This is a genomic window from Pseudarthrobacter leeuwenhoeki, assembly GCF_055412885.1.
Genome location: NZ_JBVAYY010000002.1, coordinates 112,471 through 131,184 on the forward strand (window position 1 = coordinate 112,471; position 18,714 = coordinate 131,184).

12 protein-coding genes and 1 pseudogene are annotated in these 18,714 nt (G+C 68.4%); 10 read left to right on the forward strand and 3 right to left on the reverse strand.

What is annotated here, in order from left to right:
• Positions 1-77: 77 nt before the first annotated feature.
• Positions 78-1,451: an aminotransferase class III-fold pyridoxal phosphate-dependent enzyme gene (locus ACZYX4_RS02200; RefSeq protein WP_463873355.1), complete on the reverse strand. Its 1,374-nt coding sequence runs from the start codon at positions 1,449-1,451 to the stop codon at positions 78-80.
• Between the two features lie 209 nt (positions 1,452-1,660).
• Here ACZYX4_RS02200 and ACZYX4_RS02205 point away from each other — a divergent pair, with 209 nt between their 5' ends.
• Both ACZYX4_RS02205 and ACZYX4_RS02210 read left to right on the forward strand, forming a co-directional pair.
• Positions 1,661-3,325, forward strand: coding sequence for a PucR family transcriptional regulator (locus tag ACZYX4_RS02205; protein ID WP_463873356.1), 1,665 nt, complete (start codon positions 1,661-1,663; stop codon positions 3,323-3,325).
• A gap of 246 nt (positions 3,326-3,571) precedes the next feature.
• Positions 3,572-5,254: an ABC-F family ATP-binding cassette domain-containing protein gene (locus ACZYX4_RS02210; RefSeq protein WP_463873357.1), complete on the forward strand. Its 1,683-nt coding sequence runs from the start codon at positions 3,572-3,574 to the stop codon at positions 5,252-5,254.
• A gap of 87 nt (positions 5,255-5,341) precedes the next feature.
• On the opposite strand, the gene ACZYX4_RS02215 is transcribed toward ACZYX4_RS02210, so the two are convergent.
• Positions 5,342-6,034 carry a GntR family transcriptional regulator gene (locus ACZYX4_RS02215; protein WP_463873358.1) on the reverse strand — a complete coding sequence of 231 codons (693 nt, stop codon included), beginning with the start codon at positions 6,032-6,034 and terminating at the stop codon, positions 5,342-5,344.
• A gap of 145 nt (positions 6,035-6,179) precedes the next feature.
• Between ACZYX4_RS02215 and ACZYX4_RS02220 the strand changes: the two genes are divergently transcribed.
• The 3 genes and pseudogenes from ACZYX4_RS02220 to ACZYX4_RS02230 form a co-directional block, all read left to right on the forward strand.
• Positions 6,180-7,946, forward strand: coding sequence for an L-lactate permease (locus ACZYX4_RS02220; RefSeq protein WP_463873359.1), 1,767 nt, complete (start codon positions 6,180-6,182; stop codon positions 7,944-7,946).
• Entirely contained in the window at positions 7,946-10,771 is a 2,826-nt protein-coding gene (locus tag ACZYX4_RS02225) for an FAD-binding and (Fe-S)-binding domain-containing protein (protein WP_463873361.1), read from the forward strand. The genes ACZYX4_RS02220 and ACZYX4_RS02225 overlap by 1 nt, the downstream gene beginning before the upstream one ends.
• A 155-nt stretch (positions 10,772-10,926) precedes the next feature.
• Positions 10,927-12,138: pseudogene (locus ACZYX4_RS02230) on the forward strand (MFS transporter); the annotation flags it as partial.
• On the opposite strand, the gene ACZYX4_RS02235 reads toward ACZYX4_RS02230, so the two are convergent.
• Entirely contained in the window at positions 12,116-12,715 is a 600-nt protein-coding gene (locus ACZYX4_RS02235; RefSeq protein ID WP_463873362.1) for a phosphatase PAP2 family protein, read from the reverse strand. The pseudogene ACZYX4_RS02230 and the gene ACZYX4_RS02235 sit on opposite strands and share 23 nt — an antisense overlap.
• A 183-nt stretch (positions 12,716-12,898) precedes the next feature.
• Here ACZYX4_RS02235 and ACZYX4_RS02240 point away from each other — a divergent pair, with 183 nt between their 5' ends.
• The 5 genes from ACZYX4_RS02240 (at position 12,899) to ACZYX4_RS02260 (ending at position 18,486) form a co-directional block, all read left to right on the forward strand.
• Positions 12,899-14,395 carry a phosphatase PAP2 family protein gene (locus ACZYX4_RS02240; protein ID WP_463873364.1) on the forward strand — a complete coding sequence of 499 codons (1,497 nt, stop codon included), beginning with the start codon at positions 12,899-12,901 and terminating at the stop codon, positions 14,393-14,395.
• 131 nt (positions 14,396-14,526) lie between these two features.
• Complete coding sequence (locus tag ACZYX4_RS02245) at positions 14,527-15,477, forward strand: ABC transporter ATP-binding protein (protein WP_463873365.1); 951 nt, start codon at positions 14,527-14,529, stop codon at positions 15,475-15,477.
• Positions 15,474-16,370 (forward strand): ABC transporter permease, encoded by an 897-nt coding sequence (locus tag ACZYX4_RS02250; protein WP_463873366.1) that lies wholly within the window; start codon positions 15,474-15,476, stop codon positions 16,368-16,370. Before ACZYX4_RS02245 ends, ACZYX4_RS02250 begins: the two co-directional genes overlap by 4 nt.
• A 29-nt stretch (positions 16,371-16,399) precedes the next feature.
• On the forward strand, positions 16,400-17,731 hold the full coding sequence (locus ACZYX4_RS02255; RefSeq protein ID WP_463873367.1) for a sensor histidine kinase: 1,332 nt from the start codon (positions 16,400-16,402) through the stop codon (positions 17,729-17,731).
• Between the two features lie 14 nt (positions 17,732-17,745).
• Positions 17,746-18,486, forward strand: coding sequence for a response regulator (locus ACZYX4_RS02260; RefSeq protein WP_463873369.1), 741 nt, complete (start codon positions 17,746-17,748; stop codon positions 18,484-18,486).
• Positions 18,487-18,714 lie beyond the last annotated feature (228 nt).

An 18,714-nucleotide genomic window follows, 5' to 3' on the forward strand; every position in this document is an offset into this window, starting at 1 on the left:
GCCGGCGGGAAGGACGGACGCTCCATCCCCCCAATGCGAGGGAGCGTCTGTCCTGCCCGTGCTTTAGTGGGGGCGGCTTAGGCGGCGAAACCGTCCGCGATGTCCAGCACTTCGTCCAAGATGGAGAGTCCGGCCCGGGCATCCTCCACCAGGGTGTTGCAGGGGGGAACCACGTGGATGCGGTTGAAGTTGGCGAAGGGCAGGAGTCCGCGGGACTTGCAGGCAGCCACGAGCTGGTTCATTTCCGGGCTGGATCCACCATAGGCGGCCATCGGCTCGCGGGTCTCGCGGTTCTTGACCAGCTCGATGGCCCAGAAGACCCCCGTTCCGCGCACCTCGCCGACTGATACGTGTTTGTCCGCGAAGCCGGCGAGAGCCGGTCCGATCACCGTCTCACCGAGGAAGGCGGCATGTTGCACGGTCTGCTCATCCTCCATGGCGTTGATGGTGGCCACGGCGGCCGCAGTCGCCAGCGGGTGGCCGGAGTACGTCAGGCCGCCGGGGTAGACGCGCTTGCCGAACGTGGCCGCGATTTCGGGACTGATGGCCACGCCACCGAGGGGGACATAGCCGGAATTCACGCCTTTGGCGAAGGTGAGAAGGTCCGGTACAACATCGAAGTGCTCGATGGCGAACCACTTGCCCGTCCGGCCAAAGCCTGACATGACCTCGTCGGCGATGAGGACGATGCCATATCGGTTGCACAGGTCCCGTACGCCCTGGAGGTAGCCGGGCGGGGGCAGGTAGATGCCGGCCGTCCCCGGAATCGATTCGAGTATCAGCGCCGCGATGGTGGACGGGCCCTCAACACCGACCAGTTGCTCCAGGTGTTCCAGGGCGCGCTGGCTTTCCTCTTCCTGCGTCGTGGAATGGAACGCGGTGCGGTACAGGTAGGGCGGGAAGAAGTGGATCGTGCCGGTGCTGGCGTTGTCACTGGCCCAGCGGCGCGGATCCCCTGTGAGGTTCACGGCGAGCTGGGTGCCGCCATGGTACGAGCGGTAGGCCGAAAGGACCTTGTGGCGGCCGGTGTGGAGCCGGGCCATGCGGACGGCGTGCTCATTGGCATCCGCGCCGCCGTTGGTGAAGAAGACCTTGTCCAGCTCGCCGGGGGTCCGCTCCGCGATCAGGCGTGCCGCCTCGGAGCGGGCGTCATTGACGTAACTCGGGGCGATGGTGCACAGTTTTGCGGCCTGGGCTGCGATCGCGGACACGACCGCGGGGTGCTGGTGGCCAATATTGGTGTTGACCAGCTGTGAGGAGAAGTCCAGATACTTGTTGCCGTCACCGTCCCACACATGGGAGCCTTGGGCCGCGGTAATGACCATGGGGTCCAGGAGGTCCTGGGCTGACCAGGAATGGAAGACATGCTTGCGGTCCAATTCGTAGGCGCGGCGGGCAGCGTCCGCGGTGCCGTGGGCCGCCCGTATGCCGCTGTCGACAGTTGAGGTCATGGTGGTTGCCTTTCTAGTGACGTGCCGGTCAGGCGTTCTGCGGGAAGCCCGGGTTGATGCCCACCAAACCGACCTTCACCTCGCTTCCGAAAGAGCGGACCTCCCCGAGTGCGGAACGGCGGGTGTCTTGCGTCCAGTGTCTCCGGCAGGGATGCGGACCATAAGGTCCGGTGTGTAAAGGAAGTCAGGGCGTGCTTTACACTTTGTAAATGTTGCCCACCGTTCGCTCCATTCTTGGCCTTCCCGTGCTGCAAGAGGCTGGTCCACAGGTCCTCGGCGGCGAAGCGGCCCTGGACAACCCTGTCCGATGGGTCCATGTCAGCGAAGTCCTCGATATTTCCGGGCTGCTGTCGGGCGGAGAACTTGTGCTCACCACGGGTCTTGAGCTGGAAAAGGCGCCCGGACGCACGGCCTCGTTTATCCGGTCACTCGGGGAGGCTGGAGCCTCGGGCTTGATTGTGGAAATCATCGGAAACCGAAGGCGCAGCATGGATTCTCTGCGCACTGCCGCGCTCGGGACGGCACTGCCTGTGATAGTGGTGGAACGGCGGGTGCGCTTCGTGCAGATTACGGAGGTCGTGCATCGGATCATCGTTGCCGAGCAGCTGGAGCGCGTGGAACGGGCGCGGGACGTCCACGAAGTCTTCACCCTGTTGAGCCTGGAAAGCGCGGGGACGCAGCAGGTCGTGGAGCAGGCAGCGATGATGATCGGTGCCCCGGTTGTCTTGGAGGACCTTTCCCATCTGGTCCTCGCATACTCTTCCCGGCAGCTGGCCACGGCGGAACTGCTTGATGACTGGGAACGGCGGTCCCGGACCACACCGTCGCCGGCGTCGACGGAACGGACCGGGCCTGAGGATTGGCTTCAGGCGCCGGTGGGCGTGCGGCAGCAGCTGTGGGGCCGTCTGGTTGTTCCCGTGCCCCTCAACGACGACGAGACGGCCGCAATGGTGCTCGAGCGGGCGGCCCAGACCCTGGCCATCAACCGCCTGGCGGAACGGGACCGGCTCGAACTGAGCCAGCAGGCACAGGCGGGTCTGCTCAACGCCCTGCGCCAGCCCCGCGGGCTGAGCGACGCCGAAGCCCTGGCGCGTGCCGCGTCGCTGGGCCTGAAACGCTCACCGTTCTACGTCCCGGTGGTGTTCCGGACCACTGCGGCACATCAGCCGGCCGTGCACGGCGCAGCGCCTCCGCCGGGCGATCCGCTCGCCGGCCAGCAGGAGGAGCGGGAACTGCTGGAGCTGCTGTCCCGGACGCTTAAGGCGAGTTCCAGCACCGCCTTGATGGCCAGCATCCGCTCCGGTTCGGTGGGCATGATTCTGGGCCTCCCAGCCCGGCAGCTCGAGGATGCGGTGCTGCAGCAGCTCGCTCGGGCCGTTGTCGAGCAGACGAGACCGTCCGGCGGTGCTGGAGCCGGGGGCGGGGGGCTGAGCTGGAGCATAGGCGTCGGGCGCCCGAGCGGGTCCCTGCTGGAGGCCGCCGCGGGAATCGATGAGGCCGCGCACGTCGCCGAGACGGCGGCAACCCTGCGGGACGGCGGGAAACCGTTCTACCGCGCCGCAGATGTCCGACTTCGCGGTCTCCTGGCCCTGCTGCGCAACGACCCGCGCGTGCAGCAGTTCGTCGAGTCGGAGCTGGCGCCTGTCCTGCATGCCGAAGCCCGGGGTACGGAGGGGTACCTCGACCTGCTCGGACGGTACCTTGAGTCCGGTGGCAACAAGGCCGCCCTCGCCCGCAACGGATACCTTAGCCGGCCGACGCTGTACGCGCGCCTGGGCCGGCTTGAGGAGCTCCTCGACGTCGACCTTAATGACGCCGAATCGCGAACCTCGTTGCACGTCGCCCTCCTCCTGCACCGGTTACGGAGCCTGTGACCGGGACCGAAACATGACGGCCGCGGCCTGCGGTGAACGCCGCCCGGCCGGCAGATGACCCAGGACATCAAGGTGCTGCCGGCAACACGCCGGTTCCCTGAATGAGTCGGCCCGAGGGCTGGCGAAACGGACAGGGATTCCACTTCCTGAACGACATCGTTGGCCGACGTGATGGACCTTTCCAGTACCTGCGGATGCGGCAGGACCCCCCACCGCCGCGCAGTGCGGCCGTGGGAGGATGGAAGCGTGGCTCATATTGACGTTTCCAACATCGATTACTTCCTCTCCGACGGTACCCAACTGCTCAACGGCGTGACCTTCAAGGTCCCGGACGGGACCAAGACGGCGCTGATCGGACCCAACGGAACCGGCAAGACGACGCTGTTCCGGATCATCTCCGGCGACCTCATCGCCGACGAAGGCGTGATCGGCCGTTCCGGCAACATGGGCATCATGCGCCAGTTTGTCGGCCAGGTCCGGGACGAATCCACCGTCCGCGACCTTCTCGTCTCCGCCGCCCCGCCCGCCCTGGCCGCCGCCGCCCGGACTGTGGACGCAGCGGAGCTGGCCATGGTGGAGCACGACGACGAGCCCACCCAGATGGCCTACGCCCAGGCCATCGCCGACTGGGGCGACGCCGGCGGGTACGACGTCGAGACCGTCTGGGACGAAGTCTGCATGGCCGCGCTCGGCCTGCCCTTTGACCGCGCGCAGCACCGCCCGGCGTCGAGCCTCTCCGGCGGAGAGCAGAAGCGGCTGGTGCTCGAGGCGCTTTTCGCCGGCCCCGACGAGCTGTTGCTTCTGGACGAGCCGGACAACTACCTCGACGTCCCGGGCAAGCGCTGGCTTGAGGCTAAACTCAACGAGTCGAAGAAGACCGTGTTCTTCATCAGCCATGACCGGGAACTGCTGAACAATGCCGCGGGCCGCATCGTGACCCTCGAGCCTGGCATCAACGGCGCCGGAGCCTGGATCCACGGCGGCGGCTTCGGCTCCTACGTGGACGCCCGCGCGGACCGGAACGCCCGCTTTGAGGAGCTCCGGAAGCGCTGGGACGAGGAGCATGTAAAGCTCAAGGAACTCGTCAACATGTACAAGAACAAGGCCGCGTTCCGGTCCGACATGGCCAACCGGTACCAGGCCGCGCAGACCCGCCTGGCGAAGTTCCTCGAAGCCGGCCCGCCCGAGGCGCTGCCGATCGAGCAGAATGTTCAGATGCGGCTTAAGGGCGGCCGGACCGCCAAGCGTGCCGTCGTGGCCGAAAAGCTGGAGCTCACCGGGCTGATGAAGCCCTTTTCCACCGAGGTCTGGTTCGGCGACCGCGTTGGCGTGCTTGGCTCCAACGGCTCCGGCAAGAGCCACTTCCTTCGCCTGCTCGCCACCGGGGGCACCGACCCGGAACGGGAGCACCTTCCGGTCTCCGACGTCGACATCGCCGAAGTCCCGCACGACGGCACCGTCAAACTCGGCGCCCGCATCCGGCCCGGTTTCTTTGCCCAGACCCATATCCGGCCCGATCTTCTGGGCAAGACGCTGCTGGAAATCCTGCACCGCGGCGACGAACACCGCTCGGGAATGGGCCGCGAGGCAGCGGCCGGCGCGCTCGACGGGTACGGCCTGGCGTCGCAGTCGGAGCAGAAGTACGAATCGCTCTCCGGCGGGCAGCAGGCCCGGTTCCAGATCCTGCTGCTGCAGCTCTCCGGCGCCACCCTGCTGCTGCTCGACGAGCCCACGGACAACCTGGACCTGCACTCGGCCGAGGCGCTGGAACGCGCCATCGACCACTTCGAGGGAACCGTCCTGGCCGTCACGCACGACCGCTGGTTCGCCCGGACCTTCGACCGTTTCCTGATCTTCGGCTCCGACGGCAAAGTCTACGAATCGTCTGAGCCCGTCTGGGACGAAAAGCGCGTCGAGCGCGTCCGCTGACCAACAGCAACGCGGGGTCACTTCGCGCCCATTCCCGGGGGATTTATGGGCGGAAAGTGACCCCGCGTTGCTGTGCGTGGGTGCCGGTTACCCGGGCAGCAGCCCGGACGGCTGCCCGGCCTCCGGGCCGGCGGTTCCTCCCATGGCGGCGACCAGCCGTTCCCGGGCACGCCCCAGGTGTTCGTCGAGGACTTCGGCTGCGGCCTCGCCCTGGCCGGCCTCGATCAGCTCGAGGATTTTCCGGTGTTCGGCCTGGATCAGCGCGGTGTCCAGCAGGCGCAGGGACTGGACCCGGACCATGCAAAGCCGCACCTCGCCCACGAGCGAGCGGTACATCCTGCTGATGCGCTCATTGCCGACGGCGTCTATCAGGCTGGTGTGGAACCGCATGTCCGGTTCGACGACGTCGAGCGGAGCGCCGGTCTGCACTGCCGCAATGTCGCGGTTGGCCTGCACCGCCCCTGCGGGCACGTCCCGTGTGCGTGCGAGCCGGCGGAGCACTTCGCTTTCCAGGTACGCGCGGGCCAGGTAAATGTCCCGCACCGAGTCCGGGCCGAGTTCGACCACCCGGGCCGTTTTGTGGGTCCCCCGGTCCAGCAGCCCTTCGGCCACGAGCTTCTCGATCGCAGCCTTCGCCGTCGGCCGCGCCACGTCGTAGGAGGACGCGACCTCTGACTCCGTCAGGGCATCCCCGGATCCAAGCTCACCGGCAAAGATCCGGCTCCGCAGATCGGAGGCGACCGCGTCCACGATCGAAACTGCCGTAATTCGACCGGCCACCGGGGCTCCCTTCCCGCCAAGATTCTCTTGAGTCACTCCTCATCTTGCCAGACAAGACAACAAGTCTCTCTTGACGATCATGTGTACTTGTAAGACAATCAAAGGGCGCCACGGTGATGTGACGCCTAACACAATCTGGAGACACATGTTTCAGCAGATCCTCGACCCCATTGCCGGGTCCCTGGTGATTTCAGCCCTCTGCGCGGCGCTTCCCCTCGTCCTGCTCTTCGTCCTTCTGGGCGTCTTCAAGGTCAAGGCCCCCGTGGCTGCCATGGCCGGCCTGGCCCTGTCGCTCGTGCTGGCCATCGTCGGCTGGCGGATGCCGGTGAACCAGGCGTTGAGCGCCACCGCAGCCGGTATGTTCTACGGCCTGTTCCCGATCCTGTGGATTCTGGTCAACGCGCTGTGGATCTACCGGCTCACCGTGGCCACCCCGTGGTTCGAAGTACTGGGGCGCACCATCCGGTCCATCTCGAACGACCTGAGAATCCTGTCCATCCTGATCGCCTTCTGCTTCGGTGCCCTGCTGGAGTCGCTGGCCGGATTCGGTGCCCCGGTGGCGATCTCCGCTGCCATGCTGATGGCTGCCGGCATGAAACCGCTGAAGTCCGCGGTGGTCTCGCTGCTGGCCAACACCGCCCCCGTGGCGTTCGGCGCGATGGCCGCGCCCATTATCGCCCTGAACGGTGTCACGGGCCTGCCGCTGCAGGATCTGTCCTCCATGGCCGGACGCCAGACGCCGTTCATCGCCCTGATCGTTCCGCTGCTGCTGGTGTTCATTGTCGACGGCCGGCGCGGCGTCAAGCAGACCTGGCCCGTGGCCCTCGTGGCCGGCGTCGCCTTCGGTGTGGCCCAGTTTGTCACCTCCAACTACTTCGCCGTCGAACTCACCGACGTTGTCGCGGCCGTCGTGACAGTGGCCGCCGTGCTGCTGATGCTGAAGCTCTGGCAGCCGGAGGAAATCGTGGGGGTCGAAGGGGCCGTCGAGGGCGCCCCGGAAACTTCGCACGCCGTCGCCGCCGTCGGCGCCGCCGCCGTCGCGACCGGCTCCCGTGATGGTGCGGCTGCAGCCGGCTCCGGGCCCGCAGGCGCGGCGCCGACCGCCGCCGGATCCGCCGCCGTTGTGCCCGGTGCGGGGACCACGGTGCCCACCGACAACTCCCGGCCCGAACCCCGGCAGATCTGGATGGCGATCGCCCCCTACCTGATCATCATTGCGGTGTTTTCGATGGCCCAGCTTCCGTTCCTCAAGACCTGGCTGGGCCAGGTCGGCAGCGTGACGTTCCCCTGGCCCGGCCTGGACATCACCGATTCGGCCGGCAAACCGGTTGCGGCCACCAAGTTCAAGCTCGACCACCTCAAGGCCACCGGCACCCTGCTGCTGTTCTCCGGGCTGCTCACCATGGTGCTGTACAAGGTCACCGCGTCGCAGGGCCTGCGCATCTACCGGGACACCCTGGTCCAGCTGCGCTGGACGATCGTCACCGTCACCGCCGTCCTGGGCCTGTCCTTCGTGATGAACCTCTCCGGCCAGACCACCACGCTGGGCTTCGCGCTGGCCTCCGCGGGCGGCTTCTTCGCGATCCTCTCGCCGCTGATCGGATGGATCGGCGTCGCCCTCACCGGCTCCGACACGTCCTCCAACTCCCTGTTCGGCCAGATGCAGGCCACCGCAGCGGAGCAGACCGGACTGTCTCCGGTACTGATGGCCGCCTCCAACTCCTCCGCCGGCGTGATGGGCAAGATGCTGTCCCTGCAGAACCTGGCCGTTGCCGCCGCCGCCGTCGGCCTTGACGGCGCGGAGGGCACGCTGTTCCGCAAGCTGATCGGCTGGAGCCTGGGCCTGCTGGCGCTCATCACCGTGCTGATCTTCCTGCAGTCCACCCCCGTACTGGGCTGGATGGTGCCCTGATGGCGCCCCTGGATCTGGCAGCCCTCCGCTCGGCGGTGCAGGATCCCGCCCAGGTGAAGACCCGGGCCATCGACCTGCACGCGAACGCCCACGATGCCTCGCATTTCCTGCTCATCCCGCAGGCCGTCGTCACGGCCGGGAACGCTGCCGAGGTCGGCGGGCTGCTGCGCGCCAGCGCCGCCCAGGGCGTGCCGCTGACCTTCCGCTCCGGCGGGACCAGCCTGAGCGGCCAGGCCGTCACCGACGGTGTCCTCGTGGACGTCCGCCGCAACTTCAGGGACATCGAGGTGCTCGACGACGGCGCGCGGGTCCGCGTCCAGCCCGGCGTCACCGTGCGGGCGCTTAACGCCAGACTTGCCCGCTACGGCCGGAAGTTCGGCCCCGATCCGGCCAGTGAGGCGGCGTGCACGATCGGCGGCGTCGTTGCCAACAACTCCTCCGGCATGAACTGCGGCACCGTGGACAACACCTACCGCACCCTGGAGTCGCTGACCGTGGTGCTGCCCTCCGGCACGGTCATTGACACCGGGGCGGCGGACGCCGACCGGAAACTCCGCGCCCTCGAGCCGGACCTCTACGAAGGACTGGCCCGGCTGGCCGGGCGGGTGGCGAACAACGCGGACTCCGTGCACAGGATCCGGCAGCAGTTTTCCATGAAGAACACCATGGGCTACGGACTGAACTCCCTGCTGGACTTCCAGGGCCCGGTGGACATCATGGCCCACCTGATCGTCGGCAGCGAAGGCACCCTGGGGTTCGTGGCCGAGGCGGTGTTCCGCACCATCCCGCGGCTCCAGCACGCGGCCGCGGGCCTGCTGGTGTTCCCGGACCTTGAGGCCGCGAACGCGGCCCTGCCCGCACTCGTCGAGACAGGAGCCGCCACTGTTGAGCTGATGGATGCCTTGTCGCTCAAGGTGGGCCAGAGCCTCAAGGGAACGCCCGCCGTCGTGCAGGACCTGGCGGTCCGGGACCATGCCGCCCTGCTTGTGGAGTACTCCGCCGGCAGCGCCGGGCACCTGGCGGAACTCCAGGGTCACGGCGAGGGCATCCTCCCGGGCCTGGGGCTGTCCGCCCCCGCCCGGTTCACCGGCGACGCCCGGGAACGGGGGCAGCTCTGGCAGTTGCGCAAGGGCCTCTACGCCTCGGTGGCTGGGGCGCGTCCCCAGGGCACCACCGCGCTGCTGGAAGACATTGTGGTCCCGGTCCCGGTGCTGGGCCGCACCTGCCGGGAACTGATCCGGCTCTTCGACAAGTACAACTACAGCAACAGCGTGATTTTCGGCCATGCCAAGGACGGCAACGTCCACTTCATGCTCACCGACGGATTCGCCACCACGGCCGAACTGGACCGCTACAGCGCCTTCACCGAAGACATGGTGGACCTGGTCTTGGCCGAGGGCGGATCCCTGAAGGCCGAGCACGGGACCGGGCGCGTCATGGCCCCGTACGTCCGCCGGCAGTACGGCGATGAGCTCTACGACGTCATGCGCAGCATCAAGGGGCTCTTCGACCCTGCCGCAATGCTCAACCCGGGCGTCCTGATGGACGAGGATCCGCTCGCGCACCTGCGGCACATCAAAACGGCGCCGCCCGTCGCCGAGGAAGTGGACCGCTGCGTCTCCTGCGGCTACTGCGAGCCGGTGTGCCCCAGCAAGGACATCACGCTCACCCCGCGGCAGCGGATCGTCACGCTGCGCGCCATCGAATCGGCCCGGCTGGCCGGGGACACGGCACTGGTCAAGGAACTGGAAAAGGACTACGAGTACGAGTCCGTGGACACCTGCGCCGTGGACGGGATGTGCCAGACCGCCTGCCCGGTGGACATCAATACCGGATCGCTCGTGAAACGCCTGCGGAAGGCCGACGCCGGTCCGCTCGCCAACGGGGCGTGGAACGCCGCCGCCAGGCACTGGGAGGGCGTCACCCGCGGTGCGTCGCTGGCGCTGACGGTCGTCGATAAGCTCCCGGCCGCCGCCATCGCCCCGCCCAACAAGGCCGCGCGGTCGGTGCTCGGAACAGACACCGTGCCGCTGTATTCCGCCGAGCTGCCGGGCGGCGGTTCCGTCCGGAAGCGACCGACGCCGGCGGGCCCGGTTGACGCTGTCTACTTCCCGGCCTGCGTCGGCACCATGTTCGGACCCGCCGGAGCAGGCCAGGGCGCCGAGGGGCACGGGGTCCAGTACAGCTTCGAACAGCTCTGCGCCCGGGCCGGGCTCATCCTCGTGGTCCCGGACGGCATCGACGGCCTGTGCTGCGGCACCCCGTGGTCCTCCAAGGGCATGGCTGCCGGCCAGGAAACGATGCGGGAGAAGACCCTCGCCGCCCTCCGGGAGGCAACCCGGGACGGCGAACTGCCCATCGTCTGCGACGCGTCCTCCTGCACCGAGGGCCTGCGCCAGGCCGTAGAATCGGACGCACCCGCGGCCGGGCAGCGTGCCCTGCGCATGGTGGACGCCGTGGACTTCGCCGCGGAGAGGATCCTGCCCCGGCTGCCCGAGCACGGGAAGCTGGAGTCACTGGCCCTCCACCCCACCTGCTCTTCCACCCGGATGGGCCTCAACGATGCCCTCGACGCCGTCGCCGGCGCCGTTGCCGAGCGGGTCGAGGTCCCGGAAAACTGGGGCTGCTGCGCGTTCGCGGGCGACCGGGGCATGCTGCACCCCGAACTGACGGCGTCGGCCACCGCGAAACAGGCCGCGGAAGTGGCGGACATGGGTGCTGCCGCGCACGCCTCGTGCAACCGGACGTGCGAACTGGGCATGACCCGGGCCACGGGTGCCCAGTACCGCCATGTGCTGGAGCTGCTGGAGGAAGTCACCCGCTAACCCACCGCAACGCGGGGTCACTTCGCGCCCATTCCCGGGAGGTTTATGGGCGCGAAGTGACCCCGCGTTGCTTACGTTTTCGCAGGAAATGATTGAATGATCACGATCCGTTAGCATTTGGTCATGAACACTGAGGAGCGCCACCGCCGCATCGGCGAACTCCTGCGCCACGATCCGGCGTGACCAGGACGGCAACCCGCCCGCAGCTCAGTGCCGCAGCGGCGGCAACGTTCCTGATTTTCGGGATCAATGGGCTCGTGTTCGCCAGCTGGGCGGCCCGCATCCCCGCGGTGACGGACATCCTGGAGATCTCCTCGGGGCAAATGGGAACCCTGCTGCTGTGCGTGGCGGCCGGGTCCCTGATCGCATTGCCCACCGCCGGCCACGTCGTGGGCCGGATCGGGACGGCCAATGCGGTGCGGGCCGCCGGCGTTGTCGCCGCCCTGGCCGGCGTCGGTGTCGCGCTGGCGTTGCTGGCCGAGTCCATCCCCGGGACCGCTCTCGCGCTGTTCTTCTTCGGAATGGGCATCGGGCTCTGGGACGTGTCCCAGAACATCGAAGCCGCCGACGTCGAACACCAACTCGGGCGCACCATCATGCCGCAGTTCCACGCGGCCTTCAGCGGGGGTGCGTTCCTGGGCGCCCTGATCGGGGCAGGCCTGGCGGGTCTGGGCGTCGGGCTCCCGGCGCACCTGCTGGTGATCGCCGCCGTCGTGGCCGTCGTGACCCTGGCGGCGCCGCGCCATTTCCTGCCGCACCTCCCGGCTCCTGCGCCGGTGGCCGGGGAAACCAGGGAACCCAAGGGCCGATCGGCCTGGCGGGACGGACGAACGCTGCTGATCGGCGTCGTGGTGCTGGGCGCGACGCTCACCGAAGGCGCCGGCAACGACTGGATCGCAAAAGCCGCCGTGGACGGCCTGGGCGCGACGGAATCGTCCGGGGCGTTGCTGTTTGCGGCCTTCGTCCTGGCCATGACCGCGGTGCGCTTCTTCGGCGGCCGGGCGATCGACACCTACGGCCGGGTGTCTGTGCTCCGTGCCAGCATGTCGGCCGCCGCCGCAGGCCTGGGGATCTTCGTCCTGGCGGGTGACATCTGGATGGCCACGGCCGGCGCGGTGCTCTGGGGGGCGGGGGCCGCCCTCGCGTTCCCGATGGGGATGTCGGCTGCAGCCGACGATCCCAACCACGCAGCCGCCCGCGTGTCAGTGGTCTCCACGATCGGGTACGTCGCGTTCCTGGCCGGTCCGCCGCTGCTGGGCTACCTCGGTGACCTGGTCGGAATCCGGTTGGCTCTGCTGGCGATCATGATCCCGATCCTGGGGGCACTCCTGCTCGCCGGCGCCGCTAAGCCCGTGCGCGCCGGCTAACCAGGCGGGCGTCTCTATTCTCCTGGATGCATATGTCCTGGAGGACCAGCCACAGCAGGAGCACCACCGGGACGGCCAGGCACAGGCTGCCCACGGTGTCCACGAGCCAGTGGGCGGACAGGTACGTGCGGCTGACCATCATGGTCAGCACCCCAAGCCCCGCGAGCACCCCTGCCCATGCGCGGCCCACGAGAAGGGCAGCCACCACCAGGAACGCCGCGGTGCTCGCCACATGGCCCGAGGGGAAGGAGCCCGTATCGGTCAGGACAACCGTGTTGTCCGGCCGGCCACGGAAAATGCCCGCCTTGAGGATCTGCGCGAATATCAGGACGGCGATGCCGGCCGAGGCGGCGAAGATGGCCGTCTGCGGGCGTCTCTTCAGCAGCAGGGCCGCGACGAGCAGTCCGTGGAGCACCAGGACGCCGCGGTAGCCGGCCAGGTTCAGGAAGACATTGAGGCCGTCCCAGAACGGACTGCGCAGGGACGTGATCCAGCGGGCCCAGTCCTCGTCCAGGCCTCGGAACGCTGGCAGCCTCACGTCCGCCAGCAGCAGTCCCCCGAGGACCACACCCAGCATGAGCAGGCGGTACTCGCCGCCAGCACAGGGCCAGGTGACAGCCGCTGAGGGTCCAGCACTCGGGTCATCGCCTCATCCTAGCCAACCGGCCGCCCGGCGGCCTGGCCCCTGCTTCCGCAGGACCTTAGCGAGTCCCTCCCTGTCGGACAGCGTGCCGTCCCGATCCGGCAGTAAGGTGGTCGAATGCGCAGCATGTTGAGGAAGGCGCCGAGACGGCTGGGGAAACTTGACCGGAAACTCGTACGCGCCGTGTCCGGCCTCCCCGGGGGCACCCATGACGACTTTTTCCGCCGGCTTTCCGCTGCGGCGAACAAAGGCAAGCTCTGGTTTGGCATCGCCGCTGTGATGGCCCTCTTTCCTGGCAGGACGCGGCGCGCCGCCCTCCACGGCGTGCTGGCGCAGGCCGTCGCTTCAGCGGTCACGAATCTCGGATTCAAAACCCTGCTGCCGCGGGCCCGCCCCCTGCCGGAGCACCTTCCGGTCTTCAGGTTTGTCAATCCCCAGCCCACGAGCTCCTCGATGCCCTCGGGACACTCCGCCTCGGCCGTGGCGTTCGCCCTCGGCGCCGCTCTTGTGCGCCCGGCCCTGGGCGCCGCGCTGGCCCCCCTCGCGGCGGGCGTCGCCTACTCCCGGGTCCACACCGGCGCCCACTGGCCTTCGGATGTGTTCTTCGGATCCGCGATCGGTGCGGGTGCTGCGCTGGTCACGCGGAAATGGTGGCCCGTTCGGCCGCCAATTCCCGAGCCCCGGCGCACTCCCGTGAAAGCAGCGGAGCTCCCGGAAGGTGAGGGTCTCGGCATCGCGGTCAACACGCTGGGAGGCTCGTATGCGGCGGAGACCGCAGCTGCGCTCCAAAAGGTATTCCCCAAGGCGTATATAACAGAGGTTGCCCAGGACGAGGACCTCGCGGAGGAGATCGCGCGGGTGGCCGGCCGGCCTGGGGTTGTTGCCTTGGGCGCCTGGGGCGGCGACGGTACGGTCGGCACGGCAGCCGCGGCAGCCATCCAGCACTCCCTCCCGCTCCTGGTCCTGCCGGGCGGTACCCTCAACCACTTCGCCCGGGACGCCGGAACCCCTAACCTCACGGCCGCCGTCGGGGCGGCGTCCCGCGGCGAAGCGGCGCGGGCGGATGTTGGCAGGGTGTCCGTGGAGCGCGGACGTCCCGGCAGCCCCGAACTGTTGCACCTGACCATGGTCAACACAGCGAGCATCGGCCTCTACCCGAACCTGGTCCGCCGGCGCGAACTGCTCCAGCCGGCCATCGGCAAACCCCTGGCCGGCGTCGTCGCGATGTTGCGGACCTTTGCTGCCGGGACGCCCACCGTCCTGACCGTCGACGGGGTGCGGCACAAACTGTGGATCCTGTATATCGGCCGCGGACGGTACTACCCGCGCGACCACGCCCCGCTGGTCCGCCCGGTCCTCGACGACGGTGTCTTCGACCTCAGGATGATCACCGCCGACGAATCCTTTGCCCGGCTCCGGCTGCTGTGGGCCGTACTGACCGGAACCGTAGCCACCTCCCGGATCACCCACCTCAGCGAATCCAGCAGCATCCGGGTGGAACCGGGGGACACCACCATGGTCCTGGCAGTGGACGGGGAGGTCATGCCCGGGGTGCGCGGTGTTCAGTTCTCGGTGACGCCCGGCGCCCTGACGTACTACTCGCCGTCGTCCTGAGGGCCGCACTGTCATCCTCCCGGACTACCCTGATTCGCCCCTGAATCATCCCTGAGACCGGCGAAACCGGCGCTCCGCCTCGGTAGCGTGGTGTGTACACCAACCCCACTGCTAGGTAAAGGAACGCTTCCATGATCGAAGCACGAGGCCTGACCAAGGTTTACGGCGACAAGACCGCCGTCGCCGGAGTCAACTTCACCGTCGAGGCCGGCCGGGTCACCGGATTCCTGGGCCCGAACGGGGCCGGCAAGTCCACGACCATGCGCATGATCATGGGGCTGGACCGGCCGACGTCGGGCACCGTCACCGTCAACGGCGCCCCGTTCGCCCGGCACGCCGCGCCGCTTCGCGACGTCGGTGCGCTGCTCGACGCCAAGGCCGTCCACACCAGCCGCTCCGCTTACAACCACCTGCTCGCGATGGCCGCCACGCACAGCATCCCCAAAAAGCGTGTGCACGACGTCATCGAAATGACGGGGCTGGCCGACGTGGCCAAGAAAAAGGTCGGCGGCTTCTCCCTCGGCATGGGACAGCGGCTCGGAATCGCCGCGGCACTGCTCGGGGACCCGCAGACGATCATCCTGGATGAGCCGGTCAACGGGCTGGACCCGGAGGGCGTCGTCTGGGTCCGCAATCTGGTCAAACACCTTGCCTCCGAGGGACGCACAGTGTTCCTCTCCAGCCACCTCATGAGCGAGATGGCCGTCACCGCCGACCATCTGATCGTGATCGGCCGCGGCCGGATCATCGCCGATGCGCCGATCCAGGACATCATCACCGGAAAGGGCCAGATCCGCACCCGCGTCCGCACCGACCAGCCGGACCAGCTGATGCACCTGCTCGCCGGCGCCGGCGTTTCCGTGGAGCTGCAGGAGAACGAGCTGCTCGAGGTCACCGGCCTCGATCCGCGCCGGATCGCCCGCGCGGCCCTCGACAGCCACGTCATGATCTACGAACTCACCCCGCTTCAGGCCAGCCTCGAGGAGGCCTACATGGAACTGACCAAGGATGAGGTCGAATACCATTCACTGATCACCACGGGCGCTGCCGCCCTGTCCAGTCCGGAGGCAACCAAGCCATGAGCTCAACCACTCTCGATCCCTCCCGCCGCGGCGCACACGCGGGCACCGGCGGCGCCCCGGCCGGCGGAATATCAGGCACCAGCACCGGCCCCGGCCCCAGCTTCTTCCGCGTGCTGAACTCCGAATTCATCAAGTTCCGCACCCTGCTGTCCACCCTGATCCTGCTCGGCTCCACCGTCCTTGTGATGGTGGGCTTCGGCGCCCTCTCCGCCTGGGGAACCGGGCAGTTCGCCGAAGCGGCGCTCACTGATCCGGAAGCGGCCGCGGCTTTCGCCGCCCAGGGCGGGGACCTCGCCGTCGGCGTCCCCACGTCCGGCATCGCGTTCGCCCAGTTGATTCTGGGCTCACTCGGGGTGCTGCTGATGAGTTCGGAGTTCACCACGGGCATGGCCCGCTCCACCTTCGCGGCAGTGCCCAAGCGGACCCCCGCGTTCGTTGCCAAGTTGCTGGTGGTCACGGTGACCGCGTTTGTTGTCACCGCCGCCTCCGTATACCTGGCCGGCCTGGTCGCGCTGCCGATTCTGGACAATTACAACCTCAAACTGGACCTCTCGAGCTCGCAGTCGGTGAAGATGCTGCTCGTCAACAGCCTCTACGTCGCAGCCGTTGCCGCGATCGGCATGGCCCTGGGCTCGCTGATCCGCAATTCCGCCGGCGGCATCATGAGCCTCGTCGGGTTGTTCTTCGTGGCACCGATCGCCTTCCAGCTGATCCCGGGCGACTTTTTCGTCGAGGCCCGAAAGTACCTGCCAGGCAACACGGTCGAGCCGATGACGGCCGTACAGCACGTCCCGGACACGCTGGAAGTCTGGCAGGCCGCGATGGTGCTGGGCGCCTGGGTCATCATCCCGGTGGTCCTGGCCGCCGTGCTGCTGAAAAAGCGGGACGTCTAGGCCCCGGACCCGCCGTCTAGGCTCAGAGCATGATCGATGCAGTTCCCGTGAAGGACGCGCCGGCCGCCCAGGCTGACGCGTCCTTCGCTGAAATCACCGCCCGACGCCGGGGGCGCATCCGGCGCTACCTGTTCCAGCACCCGCGGGCCATGGATGCCGTGGTCGTGGTCTGCTACCTGCTGCTGGTGACCCCCGCCGCAGCGGAAGCGCTGGGCGACGGCGTCTGGCCGGCCGCCGTGCTGCTCGTGCTGGCCGCGGCGGCGCTGATGTTCCGGCGGAGCCATCCGGTACCGGTGGTCGCCGTCGTGGCGCTGCTGGAGCTGGGGGTGACCATGCTCCACCCGTGGGGGTCCAACGCCTCCGCCGGGCTGTGGTTTGCGCTCTACGCCGTGGCGGCGGCGCGCAGCCGCCGGGTCGCGCTGGTGTGCCTGGCGGTGGCGACTGCTCCGCTGGTTTTCCTGTACCTACTGCTGGGCGTTGGTCCGCTGGATGGCCGGCTGCCGGACATGGGCGTGAATACGCCGGAGAACTTCCAGCTGATCACCAGCATCGCCGCCGCCGTCAGCATCACCCTCTCCAACGTCATCGCCACCGGGATCGGCGTCTCGGTCCGGCAGCGGCGCGAGCACGAGCACGAGATTGCCGCTTGGGCCGCGAGGGCCGCGCAACTCGGGTCGGTCACCGAACGCAACCGCATTGCCCGCGAAATGCACGACATCGTGGCGCATTCGCTCACGGTGATGATCAGCCTGGCGGACGGGGCCGCCGTCGTGGTCGCAAAGGACCCGGGCCGGGCGGCGGAGGTCCTCGGGGAACTCTCCCGCACCGGCCGCACCGCACTGGCGGACATGCGGCGCGTCCTGGGCGTGCTGCGCGACGACTCGGCCCCGGGGCAGGCTCCGCGCGAACCGCTCGTGGCCGGGGACAATCTGGGCAAACTCCTTGAGGGTTTCCGCACCGCGGGGCTCCCGGTGCACTATACGCACACCGGCCCGTCGCTGCCGGACGATGCCGCGTTCCAGCTGACGGTGTACCGGATCGTGCAGGAGTCACTGACGAATGTGCTGCGCTACGGCCGCTCGCTGGGCCGGGTGGACGTGGCCATTGCCCGGAGCGGCCCCACGGTCACCATCGACGTCGTCGACGACGGCAAGGGCACCGTCGACTCCGGCGGATCGGCTGCGGCGCCGGCGGCGCGGACCTCCCCCGGATCCGAGGGGACGGGCCGGGGCCTCGCCGGAATGCTGGAACGGGCACGAATCTACGCGGGCACCGTGGAGGCAGGGCCGAGCGCCGATCACGGCTGGCGCGTGCACGCCGTGCTGCACTGGAACGGCGACAACGGAAGCGAAGGAACATGAGCGAAGGGGAACCAATGAGCGAGGCCGGACCGATCCGCATCCTGCTGGTGGATGACCAGCCGCTCCTAAGGATGGGCTTCCGCCTGATCCTGGAGGGTGAGGACGATCTGGCGGTTGTGGGCGAGGCCTCCGACGGCGCCGAAGCGATCCGCCAGGTCCGCGAACTCGAGCCCGACGTGGTGCTGATGGACGTGCGGATGCCGGTGCTGGACGGGATAGAGGCCACGCGGGCCATTACCAGGTCCGGGGCCGAGGCGCGGATTATCATCCTCACCACCTTCGACCTCGACGAATACGCGTTCGCCGGGCTCCAGGCCGGGGCCTCGGCCTTCCTGCTCAAGGACGTGGCGCCCGCCGAACTGATCAGCGCCGTCCGGGTCGTGGCGAGCGGTGACGCGGTGGTGGCGCCGCGCATCACGCGCCGGCTGCTCGAAACGTATGTCCGGGGCAACGGGAATGGCCCGGCCGCCGGGGGAGCCCCCGCGCAGGCGGCGTCCGGCGGCGCCCCCGCCGGGGTCCGGCCGGCCCGGGATCCGCTGCTGGAAGACCTCACCCCGCGGGAAACCGAGATGCTCGGGGCGATGGCCGAGGGGCTGTCCAATGCCGAGATTGCGCACCGGTACTTCCTGTCCGAAGCCACGGTCAAGACCCACGTGCGCCGGATCCTCACCAAGCTCCATCTGCGCGACCGGGTCCAGGCCGTGGTGTACGCCTACGAGACCGGTCTGGTGGTGCCCAGCAACCCGGACTACTGAGCCCGGGCCGGGGCCCGCCGGCCCGGGAGTCCGAAGCGGTGGTTTCAGGCACATTTCCGAATTGCCCGTGAGGCAACTGTCGTTGCCTAATGGGCCTCTTTGCTGGAGTTCTGCCCGGACTGGCAGTAGGGCATTTGTGGGTTTGCACAGAACCGGCGCTTCCCCGGCCGGTCTAGGGTGAAACGTCAACGAGGTCCGCCGCGCAACTTTTCACGATCCACCCGCGGA